Below are 17,251 nucleotides of genomic sequence, written 5' to 3' on the forward strand. Positions count from 1 at the left end.
AGCTAAGGAGAAGACATGTTAAAAACCGACCTCATTTTTGAACGAGAAAACTTTTCTCATCACGATTTTCAGAATGCCACCTTTAAAAACTGCCACTTTTATATGTGCTGTTTCGACCATGCCGATCTGCGCGATGCTAAGTTCATCGACTGTCGCTTTATCGAATCCAAAGCGCTAGAAGGGTGTAGTTTTCGCTTCGCGAACTTAAAAGACGCCAGCTTTACGAACTGTATGTTGGCGATGAGCCTGTTTAACGGCGCAAATTGTATGGGCTTGGAGCTGCGTAAGTGCGATCTCAAAGGGGCAAACTTCCAAGGTGCGAACTTTGCTAATCGCGTCAGTAACACCATGTTTTTCTGTTCTGCTTTTATTACTGGCTGCAACCTCACCTACTGTAACTTCGAACGAGTGTTACTAGAAAAATGTGACCTCTTTGAAAACCGTTGGAACGGTGCGAACCTCGCAGGGGCAACTCTCAAAGGCTCGGATTTATCTCGCTGCGAATTCTCGCCAGAACAATGGGGAACCTTTAACGTTGAGCAATGTGATCTGACTCATGTCGAACTAGACGGGCTGGATGTTCGCCGCGTTTCTCTGTTTGGTGTTAAAATTTGTGATTGGCAACAAGAGCAATTGCTTGCGCCTTTTGGATTGATCATTCTCTAAGGAAAGGCCATGAACCTGTTTAAAGACTTACCGAATAACCTCGACGAGGAAGTGTTCGAAGACCTGCTGACCCACAAAAACCTGCGTATAGAACGCATTGTCTCAACGGGGCAAACCTCGCCCGAAAGTGGCTGGTACGATCAAGAAGAACATGAATGGGTCTTGGTTCTTAAAGGAGCTGGAGAGCTGACTTTTGAATCAGGTGTAGTGCAACGACTTGAGGCAGGCGATCACGTTACGATTCCAGCTCATACCAAACACAAAGTGAGCTGGACTGACCCAACGCAAGAAACCATCTGGTTGGCGGTGTTTTATCAATAAACACAAAACGATCTTAAACCCAAAAATAGGCGCTGAGTTTGCTCGATACTACTAAGCCGTCACTGGCACTGTTTGATTTTGATGGCACCATCACCCGAGAGGATATGTTTAGCCTTTTCCTCCACTATTCTGCTTATGGCCTGCGCAAACGAGTAGGAAAGGTCGCTATCATGCCATTTTATGCGCTGTACAAACTCGGAGTGTTACCCGCTCGTGTTATGCGCCCTCTCAGCAGTTTTATTGCATTTTCAGGGAAAGAAACGCAGAAAATTGAAGCGATTGGCACTCAGTTTGCCCATGAAGTGATCCCGCTGTACTTACGGCCAGAAGCGATGGAAAGGTTGGCGTGGCATCAACACAGAGGCGATACCATTGTGGTGGTGTCGGCATCACTCAATGCATATCTCAAGCCTTGGTGTGAAGCGAACGGTTACCACTTGCTGTGCAGTGAACTGATCTCAGAGCAGCCAAAGCTGAGTGGCTTTTACCAGCAAGGTGATTGCAGTTTAGAAAGAAAAGTCTCGCGCGTGAAGGCGGCGTTTTCGCTCGACGAGTTTGCGTCTGTTTATGCCTACGGTGATACACACGAAGACATTCCGATGCTCAAACTGGCAGACTACGCGATGCTCAACTGGAGCGAGTGGAGAGCAAGCGAATAACGATATATGCTCTGATTTTCAAGACAACCACTCGACCAAAGTAGTCGTTTTAGACTGAAAAAACAAACCCTTCTCACATGAGAAGGGTTTTATTGATCAGGGCCCGAATAAATGGCTTAACGCCATACACCCCATTGACCCGTTGTGCCTGGTTCCTCACCAGACGTCCACCACTGGGCAGTCCATTCTTTACCGTTGTGCGTCACCACATCACCTTGGTCGTAAACGGCCGTCTTGTCCCACAAGTTGGTTGGTTCAACTGGTGGCGGTACATCCGCTTTGATCAGTGACAACGCATAACTGAAGTCTGCGCTTGGCGCTAATACTTGATTCGCATTCACGTTGTTACTATCGAACATGTAGTGGTTCATCTCTTGATGCCAAATGCCCACGTACCAATCACCCGTTTGCTGCGCATTAAATTGATCCGCAATTTCTGCCGCCCAAGTCGCCGTATTGTTTGCACTGATTGGTAGTGAAATATCGACAATTTCATTGCCTGTCGCATTAAACGTACGGAAACGAATGGTGTCACCCGCTTCTACTGGCCCAAAACCTTGCTGAACAAAGTAGCCTAGAGATGTCAGATTGTTGCCCGGTTCGGTTGGATCAACAGGGTCAGTCGGTGGCGTCGTGCTCGTTCCGTTTAACGTAATGTCACTACAGTTGTAGAAACCTTCCCCAGCGACATCAATGCGCTGCCAACGAGTATAAAGCACCGCATCGCCGGAACGATCAGCAGGGAAAGTCACCTGAATACGGTAGCGTTTTTCCGCATCAACATACACATCACCTGCGGTGTCGATCAGCTCTAAATCACTCCAAGTAAGAGGCTTTGAATCATCATAAGTTGGCTTGGTGAGATAGAATTCCCAGTACGATGGGTTGTGCGGCGCTTTGCCGTAAAACACCAATTCAATCTGGTTGTTTGCATCTGGCGTAACATTGGTGCGCTGCCAGTTTGGAGAAGGAATGTTCAAGCCTTTCTTAGCCGCATCGCCGGCAGAACACAGTTCACCGTCGCGAACCACGGCTTGCACATGCTCCATATCTCGGTAATTTGGTACGTTCGCCGCGATTTCGCTGCGTTGCACAAACGGATACGCGCCAGATTCTTCAAAAGCCGCTTTACACGCTTGGTTAGGGATCTCGTTGGTCCAAAAACCACCGTCTAAATAACACGTATTCTGACGAGCGCTTGGAAATTCTACCCAGCCGTGGGCGTTGACGTTAAATGAGCTCAATGCGGCAACAGCGCTTAAGCTCAAAAGAGGAAGTGTTACATGTGATTTCATCGTTCATCCTTAATTTTGCTGACTCGCCGCTCTGAAACACAAGCGGTTTAAGCAAAACTAGCAGGATGGGATTATTTAGAAGGTGAGAATAAATATGGAAATTGTAAGAGTGCCATCTGCTTTCCAGCATTTGTTGTGAACCATTCTCATACTCGACTGACTCTTTCGAGTCACTTCAAATTCATGTGCCACAAAAACTGTCACTCTCGTTTGGCTAGCGCTCGTCTTTTGGTGTGTCCATCACCACCATGGTTGTGATCGACTTGACGTGTTCGCACTCACCCAACACATCAGCGTGAAACGCTTTATAAGCGGCGAGATCTTGCGTTTCCACACGCAGCAAATACTCGTTCGCACCAGTGATGTTGTGACATTCCACCACCTCGTTTACAAAACGCACATGCTCTTCGAAACCCAACTGCGCCTGCTTAGAGTGCGAGGCCAAACCAATCGACACATAAGCGACAAAACCCACGCCAAGTTGCTGATTATCCAGTACTGCTCGGTAGCCTTTGATCACGCCTTTACGCTCTAAATCTTGCACTCGGCGTAAGGTTGCAGACGGAGATAAACCAACGCGTTCCGACAGCTCCACATTGGAGATTCTTCCGTCTCGTTTGAGCACTTGCAATATTCTTTCGTCAAATCTATCCATGATGATGTTTCATTGCTTATTTAGTTTCTAATCATCAAATAAAAGCACAATATTGACCTCAGTTCTACTTATAGTTGTTCTCAACTTATCGAGAACTGATTCAAGGAACAATCTATGGAATATCATCAACTGGGCGCTTTGGCGTTGTTCGCTTTTGTCTCCACTTTTACGCCGGGTCCCAATAACATTATGTTGATGACCTCAGGGGCAAATGTCGGCTTTAAACGCACTATCCCACATATGTTGGGCATTACCTTTGGCTTTGGTGCCATGCTAATTTTGGTGGGCATTGGCTTGATGAGCCTGTTCCACGCATATCCAATTACACACTCCATTTTAAAAGTATTGAGCTTGAGTTATTTGCTGTACTTGACGTACAAAATCGCCACCAGCGACAAAACCGAAGCAAAACACGATTTTCGCCCGATGTCTTTTTTAGGGGCTGTTGCATTCCAATGGGTGAACCCAAAAGGTTGGTCGATGGCGTTGACGGCCATTACGGTATACACCAGTGGCGGTTCTTGGCTCGAACTGACTTTTATCGCCGGTATCTTCTGTTTAGCCAACTTGCCATCGGTGACATTTTGGACGGCGGCAGGTATGCAATTGCAGCGTTGGTTGACCACCGATAAACGCGTTAAGGGGTTCAACTACAGCATGGCTGCGCTGTTGCTTTTGTCTACGATTCCAATGATATAAGTCCATTTATGGTTAAAAAACGACTCACTTTACGTGGTTAGAGAAAGGATAAAGGTAATATTTTTCTTGAGGCTTTGGCGTTAATTCACAGTGTAAATTTGTTTAAAGACGCTACCCTCTTGTTAGGGAACTTGATAATCTTTAAATGAGAAAGAGAATAATTATCGAGTAAAGTAACAATGAAAAAGAAGCCTCAACCTAAAACGCTTGTTGTCACAGACACAGAAACCATCACTCCAAACATGCAGCGCATTACCTTGCAAGGTGAAGCGCTGAGCCACTTTTCTCGTGACTGCGAAGGCAGTTACATCAAATTACTGTTTAACGATATGGGTGGCTCGGATCTGAGCATCCTGTCAGAATACGACCGACCAATCATGCGCACCTACACTATTCGACGCTTTCATCCAGAAACCAGTTCAATCGAAGTGGATTTCGTCCGACACGTAACGCAAGATCTGCAATGCGGATTTGCAGCGCGTTGGGCAATGGCCGCGCAAAAAGGCGACACGATCAGCATTGTTGGGCCAGGTAGCATCTCCAACTTAAATACTGAGGCGGATTGGTTCTTCATGGCTGCCGATATGACAGCACTTCCAGCACTTTCTGCGAAAATTCGTACGCTGCCAGAAGAGGCCAAAGGCTACGCTGTGATCAGCGTGATGTCTCCAGACGACATCCAACCCCTACACGCGCCAGCAGGCATGGAGTTGATTTGGTTAACCGAAGGGCAAGCCTTGGCTGATAGCGTTCGCGAACTCGAGTGGTTAGATGGTAACGCTTCGGTATGGTGTGCGTGTGAGTTCGATTCAATGCGCGCGCTGCGCCAATATTTCCGCAATGAGAAAGAAGTCGATCGCGAGAATATCTACATCAGCAGCTATTGGAAAAAAGGCGTGTCTGAAGATGGGCACAAAGTGATTAAACGTGAAGACGCGGAATCCAACCAATAGTGATTCATGTCTTTTCGATTCCAGCTCTCATCCTAATAAAAACGCCCGGCATCACCGGGCCTTTTAGCAACTTCAGTTGTATTAAAGTTCATGAAAACTCTAATCCGCTAGTTCCTGCGCTAAAAAGTCGATCAACAACCTCACTTTGGGCGATAAATTTCGGCTTTGTGGATACAGTGCCCAAATGCCTTCACGGTCATCTCGGTAATCGGTCAGCACCTCGACTAGCTCACCGTTATCTAGAGCTTCTTGAACGTAATAGTCCGGCAACTGCACTAAACCCAAACCACGCTTGGCGGCGCCCATTAGCGCAAAACCACTATTGCATTTAATCCTCCCCGACACACGCAAAGACTTATCGCGTTTATTTTCCTTAAAATGCCAATAATCGACCGAACCAACTAGGCACTGATGTCGAGCCAGTTCGGATAATGTGTGAGGCTCGCCAAATCGCTCCAAATACATAGGGCTAGCACACACGTAATTTTGACGCGACGAAAGACGCTTTGCGATCATGCTGGAATCTTGCAGGCGGCCAAGACGAATCGCCACGTCTACCCCTTGCTCTATCAAATCCAGTTTTTGATTGGTCAGAACTAAATCGAGGTCCACACGCGGGTATTTCTCCAAAAACTGATGCAAGAGCGGTGCGAGGTTCATTTCCCCATAGGTCACAGGCGCCGTCACACGCAGCAAACCTCGCGGTTCGGTCTGCATTTGCGTTACAGCAAGCTCAGCTAGTTCTAGCCCTTCGACCAAATGTTTGCACTGCTGATAATAAAGCTGTCCAGCTTCAGACAGAGAAACTTTTCGCGTCGTGCGATGCAGTAACTTAACCGCAAGACGCTCTTCAAGTGCCGATACGCGGCGACTGATTTGTGCCACTGACGTTTTCAGTTTAGCCGCGGCAGCTGTAAAGCTGTTAGTTTCCGCTACGGCAACAAACTCGCTGACTCCTTCCCAATTCGCCATGCTGTATTCCTGTCGACCTCTTCTAGACAAATAGTGATTACATTGTTCTCGTCGCGCTACGCTTTGAAAACTGGAAAACTTTACGCGTCAGGTAACGGACGAAGTTCGTCGTATTGCGCATCAAGCTCAATGCCAAAATATTCTTTCAACGCATCCAGGTAGGTTTGACCTGGCTCTAGCTCTATTTCTGTTAGCTCTTCATGATTGGTGCATCTGAGTGTGTAGTTAAGCAGCGTCACCAACCCACTTTCTGTCGCTCTAGCAGCGACTCTTGCGCTAGTAAAACGCGAATTAGGCGAAGTCGAGGTAAAGAAGTTGCTACATGCAATGTCACCAGCACACACGAACTCTAGGTCAAAGCTGTATAGATTGTTCCACACGTCCGTTCCATCGGTTGAAAGCACTTGGAGGAAATAACCAAACTGAGCATCTTTGACAAAACGGAAGGTTTGTAAATCCGTCTGAATCACTTGGTCAAGGATAAATGGCAATGGCGCTCGAGGGGTATTGGAGCCAAAACCCACATCGACAATCCATGTTTGTTCCTCTAACGTCACTAACGTGATTTGATGACTACGACCTGTTGGTGTACCAGACACATGTACACGCCCTAGCAAACTTCGCGCTTCAAACCCAAGAGTGTTGAGCACATCAAGCATTAAACCATTTAATTCAAAGCAGTAACCACCGCGAGAGTGGTACACGGTTTTTTGAATAATATCTTCAATCTCAACAGAAACGCCTCGCTGCAATGCGATGTCAAAATTCTCAAACGGCAGGCAACGATGCTGCGCCACGTGAACTCTGTGCAATGACTCCAAATCGGCGGGCAATTCACTAGGCAAGCCTAGCTTGGTTAAATAGGCACTCAGATCCGTCTTATTCATAATGACTCTTACTTAGCTGATGGTTTGACTGTTTTCTACTTTAGCCCCTCTATCTAACTTCAGGTCAATCACCTTTTCCATTTCCCTTCCGCTTTAAGGAGGCATAGCACTCTTTTTACATGCTCACCTTATCATTATTACGCATATGTAAAAATCATTTTCAAAATGGACGGATTATCATTTTTACTGAAACACCTAAAATGAGCACCAACAAAACGACGCAGCGCGGTAAGCAAACCTTAACTACGCTTATTACGTCACTCCATATACTGAAAATATAAAGGAAACATCCAATGTCGCTTGAAATCAAACCTGGTCAAACTCACATAAAATCAAAAGCAATGGTCGCTTGGGCTGCAGGTGAGCCGCTTAAAATGGAAGAAGTTGATGTACAACTTCCAAAAGCCGGCGAAGTGCTAGTACGCATCGTAGCAACTGGTGTTTGTCACACTGACGCATTCACACTATCAGGTGACGATCCAGAAGGTATCTTCCCTTCAATCCTTGGTCACGAAGGTGGCGGCATCGTTGAAATGGTTGGCGAAGGCGTAACAAGCGTTGAAGTTGGCGACCACGTTATCCCACTTTACACTGCTGAATGTGGTGAGTGTAAGTTCTGTAAATCTGGCAAAACGAACCTATGTCAGGCCGTTCGTGAAACGCAAGGTAAAGGCCTAATGCCAGATGGCACAAGCCGATTCTCTATCAACGGCGAAACTATCTTCCACTACATGGGTTGTTCTACTTTCTCTGAGTACACGGTTCTTCCAGAAATCTCACTAGCTAAAGTAAACAAAGAAGCACCACTTGAAGAAGTTTGTCTTCTAGGTTGTGGCGTAACCACTGGTATGGGTGCGGTATTAAACACAGCTAAAGTTGAAAAAGGCGACACAGTGGCAATCTTTGGTCTAGGCGGTATCGGCCTTTCTGCAATCATCGGTGCTCGCATGGCTGGTGCCAGCCGCATCATCGGTGTAGACATCAACGAAAGCAAATTCGACCTAGCGAAACAACTTGGTGCAACTGATTGCATCAACCCACAAAAATTCGACAAGCCAATTCAAGAAGTGATTGTTGAAATGACAGACGGTGGTGTTGACTACTCATTCGAATGTATCGGTAACGTAAACGTGATGCGCCAAGCACTTGAGTGCTGTCACAAAGGTTGGGGTGAGTCAGTCATCATTGGTGTTGCTGGTGCAGGTCAAGAGATCTCAACTCGTCCATTCCAACTGGTAACTGGTCGTGTATGGCGTGGCAGCGCTTTCGGTGGCGTTAAAGGTCGCTCTGAGCTTCCAGAAATCGTAAACCGTTACATGGCTGGTGAATTCGGCTTACAGGAGTTCATTACCCACACAATGGGATTAGCAGACGTCAACAAAGCGTTTGATCTGATGCATGAAGGTAAGAGCATCCGAACAGTTATCCATATGGATCAATAATGCTGCCTCAGGCTCTCCTTTTGGGGAGCCTGAATTCCTTCTGCTAATTAGAGAGTTTATTCATGACCATTGAAAATGTAAGCCAAGCCAAAGTGTTTGGCGGTTGGCACAAGCAATATACACACGAATCCAATGCCCTAAACTGCACCATGCGCTTCGCGATATTCTTGCCACCTAACGCAACGAAATCAAATCCCGTACCCGCGCTATACTGGCTCTCTGGTTTAACGTGTACCGATGAGAACTTTATGCAGAAAGCGGGCGCATTTCGTATGGCGGCCGAGCTTGGCATTGCGATCATTGCACCAGACACAAGTCCGAGAGGCGAAGGTATCGCTGACGACGAAAGCTATGACCTAGGAAAAGGAGCTGGCTTTTACCTTAATGCGACGCAAGCACCTTGGTCACTGCATTACTGTATGTACGACTATGTGACTGAGGAGTTGCCTGCGATCATCGAAAGTAACTTCCCAGTCTCTGACGTGAAGTCAATTTCCGGTCACAGTATGGGCGGCCACGGAGCGCTCACCATTGGTCTGAAAAATTCAGAACAGTACCGTTCTATTTCAGCGTTCAGTCCAATCAGTAACCCAATGCAATGCCCTTGGGGACAAAAAGCCTTTACTGCTTACTTAGGCAAGGAGCTTGAAAGCTGGAAGCAATACGATGCAAGTGAACTTCTAAAACAACAACAATCACCATTACCAATTTTGGTTGATCAAGGTGATGCTGATGGCTTCTTAAATGAGCAGCTTAGACCGGAAGCGCTGATTGCTGCGGCAAAAATACACGATTCAAACCTAACCTTGAGAATGCAACCAGGCTATGACCATAGCTATTACTTCATCTCAAGCTTTATTGAAGAGCACCTCAACTTCCATGCAAAATATTTGTTTGCATAGTTAATTTAAGTAAGCTCATGAAATAAAAAATAAAGTCACCAAAACTAGGTGACTTTATTTTCTTTACGTACTAACAAATACATATCTGAATATCGATGATTTAAATATGTAAAATAATGTAACTTAAGAGCAAATTCGACATCCATTTCTCGCCTTATTAAATTCTCATTTCCGACACAGTATCTTTATTAAAAATGACACAAAGCTGCACTAAAAACCAATTAAATACCGCGAAATCATTACGAAACTCTACCATCATCCCAATACTCTGAGCTTTTAATTAAGAAGCAACTTAATAACCTTGACGTGACGTAAACCGACAGTTATTTTTGAAACATAACGTATTATAAAATCTCATCCGGTTGGCTCTATAATTATAAATAAATTACCGCTAGCACCTTTGTCCTAGCTAAGAAAAAAGAATAAAACTCAAAAGGGCATATGATGAAAAAGATAGTCGCGCTAGGTCTGTTTTTTGTTGCGCCATTCTTGTCTGCAAATACGATCGTATTTAGTAGTAGCCAGCAGCCTAGTGTCATACTGGAACTGGAAGAGATCCAAGCTTTACCTACCACTAGCTACACGATGACATTGCCTTGGCTTCCTGCTTCGTCAGAGTTTTTAGGCGTTAAACTCAGCACGCTTCTTACACACGTCTACGGAAAGGTACCAGAGCAGGTTGATATCAGCAGCTTAAATGACTATCACTCGACATTGTCCCGACAAGATATTCTTCGATATCAACCAATACTGGCTTATCAACAAGATCAGAATTACATAAAAGTCAGGAATAAAGGCCCTTTCTGGGTGATATATCCACTCAATCTCTATCCAGAGCTAAACTACAATAAATATCATGCGCAAATGGTATGGCAAGTAAATGAAATAAAAGAAAAATAATAAGAATGAAGTTATCAGAACCCTATTCTAAGAAACAAAGAATATTGCAATATTCTACCACCAGCAAAATGCTGCTGGTGGTGTTTGCCGTTTCTTTGCTCCTCGCGAATGTCGTGCTTTTACAGCAAACACGTTCACTCTCACAAAATTTTAATAACGAACAAAAACAAGCGACTTGGTTTTTATTCCAACTCTCCAAAGAACTATCAGAACTTGTCGGCGAGGCCAGACGGTTAGATGAAAACGTATTGAATATTGATGGTGCAGAGCTTCAATACGAGTTAGCGTGGAGTCGCTTTGACTTATTGACCAGTAGCACGAAAGCCAATAAGTTCTTTTCTCGGAACAACATGCACCTTTACTTCATTAACCTTTTTGAAGAGTTCAAAGAGCTAGAAAAACAACTAGTAGAAGCTAGAACAGGTGATAGCCAAGCTGCTGCTGCATTTTATCGTTCAACTCAAACACTATATTTAGGCTTAATAGACTTCGTTAATCAAAACTTCCGTCTAAGCAGTAAAGCTTATGAAGCACAAAAAGGTCAAACCCAGCGCTTAATGCAAGCACAATATATGTTGTTTGCGACGTTCGTTTTGTCGATTATCTCTCTAACTTATTTCTTTTATCGTGAATCCCATTTCCATAGAAAATTGGCGCTAAGCGACCCTTTGACGAACCTAGGGAACCGCAATGCACTATTCATAACCCTAAACAAATTTACTCAAGAAAAAAGGCCCTTTTCTCTCTGGATTCTAGATTTAAATGGTTTTAAAGAAGTCAACGACACACACGGACACCAAGTTGGCGACACTGTACTGCGGGAAATCGCTAGGCGGCTTAATTCTATGGCACTCAATGATTTTACTGTTTATCGCATGGGAGGAGATGAGTTCGCGGTTATCCTTGAAGGTGAACATCTCAATGAAGAGAACGTACGTGAGCAGATAAATACCGTCTTTGATGCACAAATATTAAACTCCGATAAAGTCTCAACACTTTCAACAAGCATGGGCTTAGCGCAATACCCTAAAGACAGTGACAATGTTGACTTTCTTATCAGCATAGCGGATAAGCGCATGTACAAAATGAAATTTCAACGTTAAACGGTATATATGATGAGAAAGTTCATGCAAGTACTGCTTCTACTGGCAGTCATTGCGGCAGGTGTGTTGGCTTGGGTATTTATTCCATCGCACGAAACCATCGGGCAAAAAACGCTTGAGCAGGCACTCAACGACGACTATAGCCTCGTTGGCCATCGAATCTACTCAACCGATCCGGATGCTGGTAACCGATTCGGTTACTTCGTATTGGCAACGGGTCAGAGCATTGAAGAACAAGAGCCGTTTTTGGTCACTTCGGATCAGTTTATTCGCATGGAACAAACGGGTGATAACACCTTGTCTGTGACCGTCAATGGCCGTATCTACCAATACCACAACGACTTGTGGGTACCAAAATCGGATGGAAAGTTGCAGCACTTTTTAGTCAGCGCAACTGCCAACTACGTGCGCTAAAAAACGGGAACATTACTCCCCCCTCCCATCACACACAAAAAAACAAAGCCCCGCATGTACTGCGGGGCTTTTTACGTTAACAAGAAAGTAACATCGAAAGGAGGGCGTTACTTCGCTAACACTTTCTCTTTAATCACTTTGAGTACCCCAGCCTCTTGGTTGCTTGGCGCAGAATAACGAGCGATTTTCTTAATCTCTTCATGCGCATTGGCAACCGCGTACGAATGCTCACTGACTTGCAGCATTTCGAGGTCGTTGAGGTAATCACCAAACGTCATGGTTTCGGCCGGAGTAAAATTCATTGTATCTTGAAGATGCTTAATGGCCGCGCCTTTAGATGCCTCGGCATTCATCACATCCAGCCAAATTTTTGCGCTCACTACAACTTTATGCGTTGCACCAAACTTCGCGTTCATGGTCGGGAACAGGAGCTCTTCCGAACCGTCAAAGTGACAAATCGCTACCTTGATGAACTCGTCTTCGACCTCAAGCAAATCCGTCACCGTTTCACAGCGATGGTAGTACTTTTGAAACTCTTCCAGTGATTGCTGATCATGCGTTTCGATGTACGCCGAGCGCTTGCCACACAATACGATGTTCGCTCCATCAATTTCACGAGCCGCTTTCACAATCTCCGCCACTTCCGCTTTAGGAATGGCGCAACTGTAGAGCTCTTTGTCTTGGTACATCACCAAGGTGCCATTTTCGGCCACATACAACACTCTATCTTTGATTGGCGCGAACGTGTCTCGCAGGCTGTAATACTGACGACCAGACGCAGCGGAGAACAAAATACCTTGCTCTTCCAGTTGCAAAAACAGATCGAAAAACTCCGGATCCAAACGACCGTATTGGTCAAGCAATGTGCCATCCATATCGGAAGCAATAAATTTGATGCGAACTTGTGACATTAACTAAAACTCTAAATGACGCTGCGAAAATATATCCATGTAAGGTACAGGATCTTGTATGAATCTCAAGTCGGGATGACGACGCCTTTCGCTATTACCAAGGATGCTGTTTAAAGTAATCTTCACTGTGATCGATGAAAGCTCTCACCGCAGGAGACAAGTGTTTACGTGATGAATACAGCGCGTAAATGTTGAGATCATTTGGCTTCCAATCCGGCAACACCGACTCAAGCTGACCCGATTTGAGATAGATATTGCTCAAGTAAGTTGGCAACATCGAAATACCCATGCCTTGTAAAGCGCCATGCAATAACGCCGTGGCCTCATTGCTGGTTAGGCGACACTCAATTCCCACCGATTCGAACTGGTCGCCCTGAGACAAATGCCACACGTGGCGCTCAAAGTTTTTGTATCCCAAACAGTCGTGTGAAGATAAATCTCGCGGATGCGCGATCGCGTGGTGAGTTTGTAAATATTGCGGTGATGCTACCAACACCGATTCGCACACCGCAATCGGCTTACCAATCAAAGAAGGATCGGGATCTGACGCAATTCGGATCGCCAGATCGATACGTTGTTCGGTTAGATCACTCACTGAATCTTGCAGATCTATGTCGATATGCACTTTGGGGTGCTTTTGCATAAAACTGTTTACTACGGGGATCAACTGTGAGAATCCAAATGAAGTACTAGACGCAAGACGGATTTTTCCGGACAGCTCACCATCAGCGGCAATGTTCGACGTTAATGTATCGGCCTGTTTTAACCAGCGCTCAATCTGAGGCAAGCTGCGCTCCCCTGCGGTGGTGAGGGACACCTTGCGCGTGGTGCGGTGTAACAAACGAGTTTGCAGCCAGTTCTCCATCGCCTCTACATAACGAGTCACCATTGGCCGAGACATGTCTAACCGCTCTGCGGTCGAGGTAAAACTGCCAGAATACACCACATCCACAAACACTTTTGCTGCCGTTACTCTATCCATACATTTGCTCGAAATAAGAAATAGTGATGCACATTATTGTGTATTTTTCCGAGCGTATCAATTTCCTAATATAGCTCCCGTTCCCAAGCCATGGTCGCTTGGCCCCAAATTCTTTAGGAGCTTATTATGAAAAAATTCACTTTGATTGCTGCATCCATTTTAATGGCAAGCTCAGTTCTAGCGGCAAACCACTCTCCCCTTACCCTTGAGGTTTACAACGCCGACGGTAACAGCTTCCACGTAAACTCAACCTTGGTATACGGTGAGACTGACGCCATGGTTATCGACACTGGCTTCACCAAAGCTGACGCGATGCGCATTGCCGCTAAAGTGCTGGACTCAGGCAAAACACTTAAAACCATTTTTATCAGTCAAGCGGACCCAGATTACTACTTTGGCGCAGAGGCCTTACACCAACAGTTCCCTGATGCGCAGATCATCACAACGCCTGCGGTTCAAAAAATTATTAAAGAGAAATTGGCTGGAAAGCTGGCGTACTGGGGACCAAAGCTTGGCGCAAACGCACCGGTAAAACCAGTGATCCCTGTCGCGTACGATAAAGCATCATTAGAGCTAGAAGGTCATAAGATTGAAATCCGTGGTAACCATGGCACATCAGCACACCGCCCTTACCTATGGATTCCAGATAACAAAGCGATTCTGGGTAACGTAGCCGTGTACTCAAACGTACATTTGTGGATGGCAGATGCCGCAGACCAAACCGCCATCAATGCTTGGGAGCAGCAACTTAGCGAGATGCTTGCGCTTAAACCTCAAGTGGTCATTCCTGGTCACATGAAAGCAGGCACAAAGCTGAACGCAGACACTATTCGCTACTCGCAACAATACTTGCAGGATTTTCAGCAAGCGAAAAAACACAGCAATAACAGCGCTCAACTCATTGACACCATGTCAGCGAAATACCCAGAAGCTCAATTGCCAATCGCGCTAGAAATCGGTGCAAAAGTGCATACTGGTGAAATGTCATGGTAACCGTGCATTACTTCTTCGATCCCATGTGTGGTTGGTGCTACGGGGCATCACCACTCATCGAAGCCTTGATGGACACCTCTCAATTTAAGGTAGAGCTTCATCCCGGCGGTATGATTGAGAAACGCGCGATTGAATCTGAATTTCGTCAGCACATCATCAACAGTGACGCTCGTATCGTAACCGAAACCGGAGCAACGTTTGGTGAAGCATATCTGCAACGCGTGAAAAGCGAAGATGCGTTTGTTCTTGATTCTTATCTACCCACACAAGCGATCTTGAGTGCGGAGAAAATGGGGCTGAATCCATGGCACATGCTAAAGGCCATCCAATCTGCGCATTATCAGCTCGGGTTAAAAGTGAATGAAGCATCGACGCTCAAAGCCATTGCAGAATCGCTAGGTTTAACAAGTGATGCGTGGGAGCAAAACATGACGTTAAGCGAAGCCGAACTAGGTGAGAGAATTCGCACTAGCCGACAATTGATGCGCCAGTTGCACGTTGGTGGTTATCCAACCCTGATTGCAGAAGTAAATGGCGAGTACTTGACCTTGCCGCACTCGGCCTACTACGACAAACCGGCACAGTGGAAGCTTGCATTACAAAAACTGCAATAAACTCTTCCCCACTCGCTCTTGCCCTTAATCCAAGAGCGAGTGCCAACACCGACATGGCAATCCTGACTCAAACAGGTACAATCCTCGCTCGAATTTTTACTCGCGCGGATACCCACCATGCACTCGCCTGAACATTGTTTTACACGTTTTACTGCTGATACTTCTGACTATGAATTACCAACGCAGTTTACGTTTCCGTTCTACTACACGCCGCATCCTCTTTGCGTTGTGGCCGCAAAGCAATTGCAACAGCACTTATTAGCGCAAACCGACTTCGAACACGATTTTGGTTTGGTTAATGAAGAAACGGGGCGAGGCAAAATGTTTGGCGTATTGCTGGTAAAAAGCCCTCAAGGCGAGCTCGGCTTTTTAAGTGCGTTTTCTGGCAAAATTGCCGACCAAAACTTGATTCCAGGATTTGTCCCTCCTGTGTACGACATGCTGACCGATGAAGGCTTCTTCCGCGCAGAAACGGATGCCATCAACGCCGCCAATGCGGAGTACAAAACCTGTGCTGCGAATCCGGAATTGGCAGATCTTAAAGCGCAAATCCAAGCCGACCGAGCCGCTTATCAGCAAGAGGAGCAAACACAGCGCCAAGTGATGATTGATGGCCGCGCCGCACGCAAACGACAGCGCCAACAGGGCGAGCAAACGCTCAATGCCGATGATCTCAAAATCTTGTTGGATGAGTTGGGTCAACAAAGTGTCGCCGAGAAAAATGTTCTCAAATACTTAAAGCAAGCGTGGGATGAAAAGCTTGCAACCAAAGAAGCACGATTGGCCGAGTTAGAGCAGCAACTTGCTCACCTGAAAGAGCAGCGCAAGACGCTCTCCAACGCTTTACAGCACAAACTGCATAAACAATACCGCTTCCTAAACAGCCATGGCGAAACACGCGACTTGGTGGACATTTTTACGGACACCACAAACCCAATACCACCAGCAGGTGCAGGGGAATGTGCTGCGCCAAAACTGCTTCAATACGCGTTTAAACACGGATTCAAACCGCTGGCGCTGGCAGAATTTTGGTGGGGTGTGTCGCCAAAGTCTGAAGTTCGCCAACACAAAAAATTCTACCCATCGTGCAACAGCAAATGTCAGCCGATTTTGGGCCATATGATGCAAGGGCTGGATGTCGAACCTAATCCATTGGCGGAGAATTGGGCAGAAGACAAAGAACTAGAGATAATCTACCAAGACGACGCTATGGTCGTCGTCAACAAGCCCTCGGGCTTACTTTCAGTGCCTGGTAAAACTATCAAGGACTCTGCTTATACGCGCCTACAAGCGATGTACCCTGATGTGGAAGGGCCGTTTGTGATTCATCGTCTCGACATGGCGACCTCTGGCATTTTGGTGTTTGCCTTAACCAAGCGCGCGAACAAGGGTCTGCAAAAACAGTTTATGGCTCGCGGCGTACAAAAACGTTATATGGCACTGCTCGAAGGCGTATTAAACGAGCCGGAAGGGGAAATTTCACTGCCAATGCGTGGTGACCCCGACGACCGCCCACGTCAACTGGTGTGTTTTGAACACGGGAAACATGCGGAAACCTACTGGCAACTGATTGAAGTCAAAGATGGACGCAGCAAGGTATACATGTATCCGAAAACCGGGCGAACTCACCAACTACGTGTACACAGTGCTCATCACATGGGGTTAAACATGCCAATGGTTGGTGATGGTTTATACGGCGAAAAAGCGAATCGCTTACACCTGCATGCTGAGATGCTAGAGCTGGATCATCCATACAGCAAAGAGCGTATGGTGTTCAAAGCTGAGTGCGAATTCTAACGTCTTCCAGATTTTAAATAACAAAAAGGCACTGACTATCAGTGCCTTTTTTGGTTTCTAACAACAGAATAAGCGTGATGCGCGAT

General features: G+C 46.0%; 19 protein-coding genes. 13 read left to right on the forward strand and 6 right to left on the reverse strand.

Annotated elements, in window-relative coordinates:
• Positions 1-15: 15 nt before the first annotated feature.
• Genes R7P36_RS05645 through R7P36_RS05655 form a run of 3 tightly spaced genes read left to right on the forward strand, consistent with a single transcriptional unit; the run spans position 16 to position 1,646 of the window.
• Positions 16-666, forward strand: a complete 651-nt coding sequence (locus R7P36_RS05645; RefSeq protein WP_005374358.1) for a Qnr family pentapeptide repeat protein — start codon at positions 16-18, stop codon at positions 664-666.
• 9 nt (positions 667-675) lie between these two features.
• Positions 676-987 carry a cupin domain-containing protein gene (locus R7P36_RS05650; RefSeq protein ID WP_005383281.1) on the forward strand — a complete coding sequence of 104 codons (312 nt, stop codon included), beginning with the start codon at positions 676-678 and terminating at the stop codon, positions 985-987.
• Positions 988-1,025: 38 nt separating this feature from the next.
• On the forward strand, positions 1,026-1,646 hold the full coding sequence (locus R7P36_RS05655; protein WP_033907205.1) for an HAD-IB family hydrolase: 621 nt from the start codon (positions 1,026-1,028) through the stop codon (positions 1,644-1,646).
• A 116-nt stretch (positions 1,647-1,762) separates the two neighbouring features.
• On the opposite strand, the gene R7P36_RS05660 is transcribed toward R7P36_RS05655, so the two are convergent.
• Complete coding sequence (locus R7P36_RS05660; RefSeq protein WP_213900012.1) at positions 1,763-2,941, reverse strand: lytic polysaccharide monooxygenase; 1,179 nt, start codon at positions 2,939-2,941, stop codon at positions 1,763-1,765.
• Between the two features lie 214 nt (positions 2,942-3,155).
• Positions 3,156-3,596 (reverse strand): Lrp/AsnC family transcriptional regulator, encoded by a 441-nt coding sequence (locus R7P36_RS05665; RefSeq protein WP_005482841.1) that lies wholly within the window; start codon positions 3,594-3,596, stop codon positions 3,156-3,158.
• A gap of 114 nt (positions 3,597-3,710) precedes the next feature.
• On the opposite strand from R7P36_RS05665, the gene R7P36_RS05670 reads away from it, so the two are divergent.
• Both R7P36_RS05670 and R7P36_RS05675 read left to right on the forward strand, forming a co-directional pair.
• Positions 3,711-4,295 carry a LysE family translocator gene (locus R7P36_RS05670; RefSeq protein ID WP_053303997.1) on the forward strand — a complete coding sequence of 195 codons (585 nt, stop codon included), beginning with the start codon at positions 3,711-3,713 and terminating at the stop codon, positions 4,293-4,295.
• A 179-nt stretch (positions 4,296-4,474) separates the two neighbouring features.
• A complete protein-coding gene (locus tag R7P36_RS05675) occupies positions 4,475-5,248 on the forward strand; it encodes a siderophore-interacting protein (protein ID WP_318122059.1) in 774 nt (257 codons plus the stop codon).
• Positions 5,249-5,347: 99 nt separating this feature from the next.
• On the opposite strand, the gene R7P36_RS05680 is transcribed toward R7P36_RS05675, so the two are convergent.
• A complete protein-coding gene (locus R7P36_RS05680) occupies positions 5,348-6,220 on the reverse strand; it encodes a LysR family transcriptional regulator (protein WP_017633836.1) in 873 nt (290 codons plus the stop codon).
• A gap of 80 nt (positions 6,221-6,300) precedes the next feature.
• Positions 6,301-7,107: an arylamine N-acetyltransferase family protein gene (locus tag R7P36_RS05685; RefSeq protein ID WP_017821026.1), complete on the reverse strand. Its 807-nt coding sequence runs from the start codon at positions 7,105-7,107 to the stop codon at positions 6,301-6,303.
• A 293-nt stretch (positions 7,108-7,400) separates the two neighbouring features.
• On the opposite strand from R7P36_RS05685, the gene R7P36_RS05690 reads away from it, so the two are divergent.
• The 5 genes from R7P36_RS05690 (at position 7,401) to R7P36_RS05710 (ending at position 11,868) form a co-directional block, all read left to right on the forward strand.
• On the forward strand, positions 7,401-8,549 hold the full coding sequence (locus R7P36_RS05690; RefSeq protein ID WP_017821027.1) for an S-(hydroxymethyl)glutathione dehydrogenase/class III alcohol dehydrogenase: 1,149 nt from the start codon (positions 7,401-7,403) through the stop codon (positions 8,547-8,549).
• A 62-nt stretch (positions 8,550-8,611) separates the two neighbouring features.
• The gene (gene fghA / locus R7P36_RS05695) at positions 8,612-9,451 is read left to right on the forward strand and encodes an S-formylglutathione hydrolase (RefSeq protein ID WP_005374382.1); all 840 of its coding nucleotides are present in this window, start codon (positions 8,612-8,614) and stop codon (positions 9,449-9,451) included.
• A gap of 444 nt (positions 9,452-9,895) precedes the next feature.
• Positions 9,896-10,351 (forward strand): hypothetical protein, encoded by a 456-nt coding sequence (locus R7P36_RS05700; RefSeq protein WP_005374384.1) that lies wholly within the window; start codon positions 9,896-9,898, stop codon positions 10,349-10,351.
• A gap of 5 nt (positions 10,352-10,356) precedes the next feature.
• The gene (locus R7P36_RS05705; RefSeq protein ID WP_005383270.1) at positions 10,357-11,454 is read left to right on the forward strand and encodes a GGDEF domain-containing protein; all 1,098 of its coding nucleotides are present in this window, start codon (positions 10,357-10,359) and stop codon (positions 11,452-11,454) included.
• A gap of 24 nt (positions 11,455-11,478) precedes the next feature.
• Positions 11,479-11,868 carry a hypothetical protein gene (locus R7P36_RS05710; RefSeq protein WP_005464976.1) on the forward strand — a complete coding sequence of 130 codons (390 nt, stop codon included), beginning with the start codon at positions 11,479-11,481 and terminating at the stop codon, positions 11,866-11,868.
• A 107-nt stretch (positions 11,869-11,975) separates the two neighbouring features.
• On the opposite strand, the gene R7P36_RS05715 is transcribed toward R7P36_RS05710, so the two are convergent.
• Together R7P36_RS05715 and R7P36_RS05720 are read right to left on the reverse strand one after the other, a co-directional pair.
• On the reverse strand, positions 11,976-12,779 hold the full coding sequence (locus R7P36_RS05715; protein ID WP_025516303.1) for a Cof-type HAD-IIB family hydrolase: 804 nt from the start codon (positions 12,777-12,779) through the stop codon (positions 11,976-11,978).
• Between the two features lie 94 nt (positions 12,780-12,873).
• Entirely contained in the window at positions 12,874-13,761 is an 888-nt protein-coding gene (locus R7P36_RS05720) for a LysR family transcriptional regulator (RefSeq protein WP_213900010.1), read from the reverse strand.
• A gap of 126 nt (positions 13,762-13,887) precedes the next feature.
• Between R7P36_RS05720 and R7P36_RS05725 the strand changes: the two genes are divergently transcribed.
• The 3 genes from R7P36_RS05725 (at position 13,888) to R7P36_RS05735 (ending at position 17,165) form a co-directional block, all read left to right on the forward strand.
• Positions 13,888-14,754, forward strand: coding sequence for an MBL fold metallo-hydrolase (locus R7P36_RS05725; RefSeq protein ID WP_213900009.1), 867 nt, complete (start codon positions 13,888-13,890; stop codon positions 14,752-14,754).
• The gene (locus R7P36_RS05730; protein WP_213900008.1) at positions 14,748-15,368 is read left to right on the forward strand and encodes a DsbA family protein; all 621 of its coding nucleotides are present in this window, start codon (positions 14,748-14,750) and stop codon (positions 15,366-15,368) included. Before R7P36_RS05725 ends, R7P36_RS05730 begins: the two co-directional genes overlap by 7 nt.
• Positions 15,369-15,485: 117 nt before the next feature.
• Positions 15,486-17,165 carry an RluA family pseudouridine synthase gene (locus R7P36_RS05735; protein WP_213900007.1) on the forward strand — a complete coding sequence of 560 codons (1,680 nt, stop codon included), beginning with the start codon at positions 15,486-15,488 and terminating at the stop codon, positions 17,163-17,165.
• Positions 17,166-17,251: the final 86 nt, after the last annotated feature.

Origin of the sequence: Vibrio sp. 397, from assembly GCF_033339395.1 — a bacterium.
Lineage (GTDB): Bacteria > Pseudomonadota > Gammaproteobacteria > Enterobacterales > Vibrionaceae > Vibrio > Vibrio alginolyticus.

Bases quoted from the DNA above. Each gene is read 5' to 3' on its own strand.
- R7P36_RS05645 (WP_005374358.1), top strand. From the start codon at position 16: ATGTTAAAAACCGACCTCATTTTTGAACGAGAAAACTTTTCTCATCAC.
- R7P36_RS05650 (WP_005383281.1), top strand. From the start codon at position 676: ATGAACCTGTTTAAAGACTTACCGAATAACCTCGACGAGGAAGTGTTC.
- R7P36_RS05660 (WP_213900012.1), bottom strand. From the start codon at position 2,941: ATGAAATCACATGTAACACTTCCTCTTTTGAGCTTAAGCGCTGTTGCC.
- R7P36_RS05665 (WP_005482841.1), bottom strand. From the start codon at position 3,596: ATGGATAGATTTGACGAAAGAATATTGCAAGTGCTCAAACGAGACGGA.
- R7P36_RS05670 (WP_053303997.1), top strand. From the start codon at position 3,711: ATGGAATATCATCAACTGGGCGCTTTGGCGTTGTTCGCTTTTGTCTCC.
- R7P36_RS05675 (WP_318122059.1), top strand. From the start codon at position 4,475: ATGAAAAAGAAGCCTCAACCTAAAACGCTTGTTGTCACAGACACAGAA.
- R7P36_RS05680 (WP_017633836.1), bottom strand. From the start codon at position 6,220: ATGGCGAATTGGGAAGGAGTCAGCGAGTTTGTTGCCGTAGCGGAAACT.
- R7P36_RS05685 (WP_017821026.1), bottom strand. From the start codon at position 7,107: ATGAATAAGACGGATCTGAGTGCCTATTTAACCAAGCTAGGCTTGCCT.
- R7P36_RS05690 (WP_017821027.1), top strand. From the start codon at position 7,401: ATGTCGCTTGAAATCAAACCTGGTCAAACTCACATAAAATCAAAAGCA.
- fghA (WP_005374382.1), top strand. From the start codon at position 8,612: ATGACCATTGAAAATGTAAGCCAAGCCAAAGTGTTTGGCGGTTGGCAC.
- R7P36_RS05700 (WP_005374384.1), top strand. From the start codon at position 9,896: ATGAAAAAGATAGTCGCGCTAGGTCTGTTTTTTGTTGCGCCATTCTTG.
- R7P36_RS05705 (WP_005383270.1), top strand. From the start codon at position 10,357: ATGAAGTTATCAGAACCCTATTCTAAGAAACAAAGAATATTGCAATAT.
- R7P36_RS05710 (WP_005464976.1), top strand. From the start codon at position 11,479: ATGCAAGTACTGCTTCTACTGGCAGTCATTGCGGCAGGTGTGTTGGCT.
- R7P36_RS05715 (WP_025516303.1), bottom strand. From the start codon at position 12,779: ATGTCACAAGTTCGCATCAAATTTATTGCTTCCGATATGGATGGCACA.
- R7P36_RS05720 (WP_213900010.1), bottom strand. From the start codon at position 13,761: ATGGATAGAGTAACGGCAGCAAAAGTGTTTGTGGATGTGGTGTATTCT.
- R7P36_RS05725 (WP_213900009.1), top strand. From the start codon at position 13,888: ATGAAAAAATTCACTTTGATTGCTGCATCCATTTTAATGGCAAGCTCA.
- R7P36_RS05730 (WP_213900008.1), top strand. From the start codon at position 14,748: ATGGTAACCGTGCATTACTTCTTCGATCCCATGTGTGGTTGGTGCTAC.
- R7P36_RS05735 (WP_213900007.1), top strand. From the start codon at position 15,486: ATGCACTCGCCTGAACATTGTTTTACACGTTTTACTGCTGATACTTCT.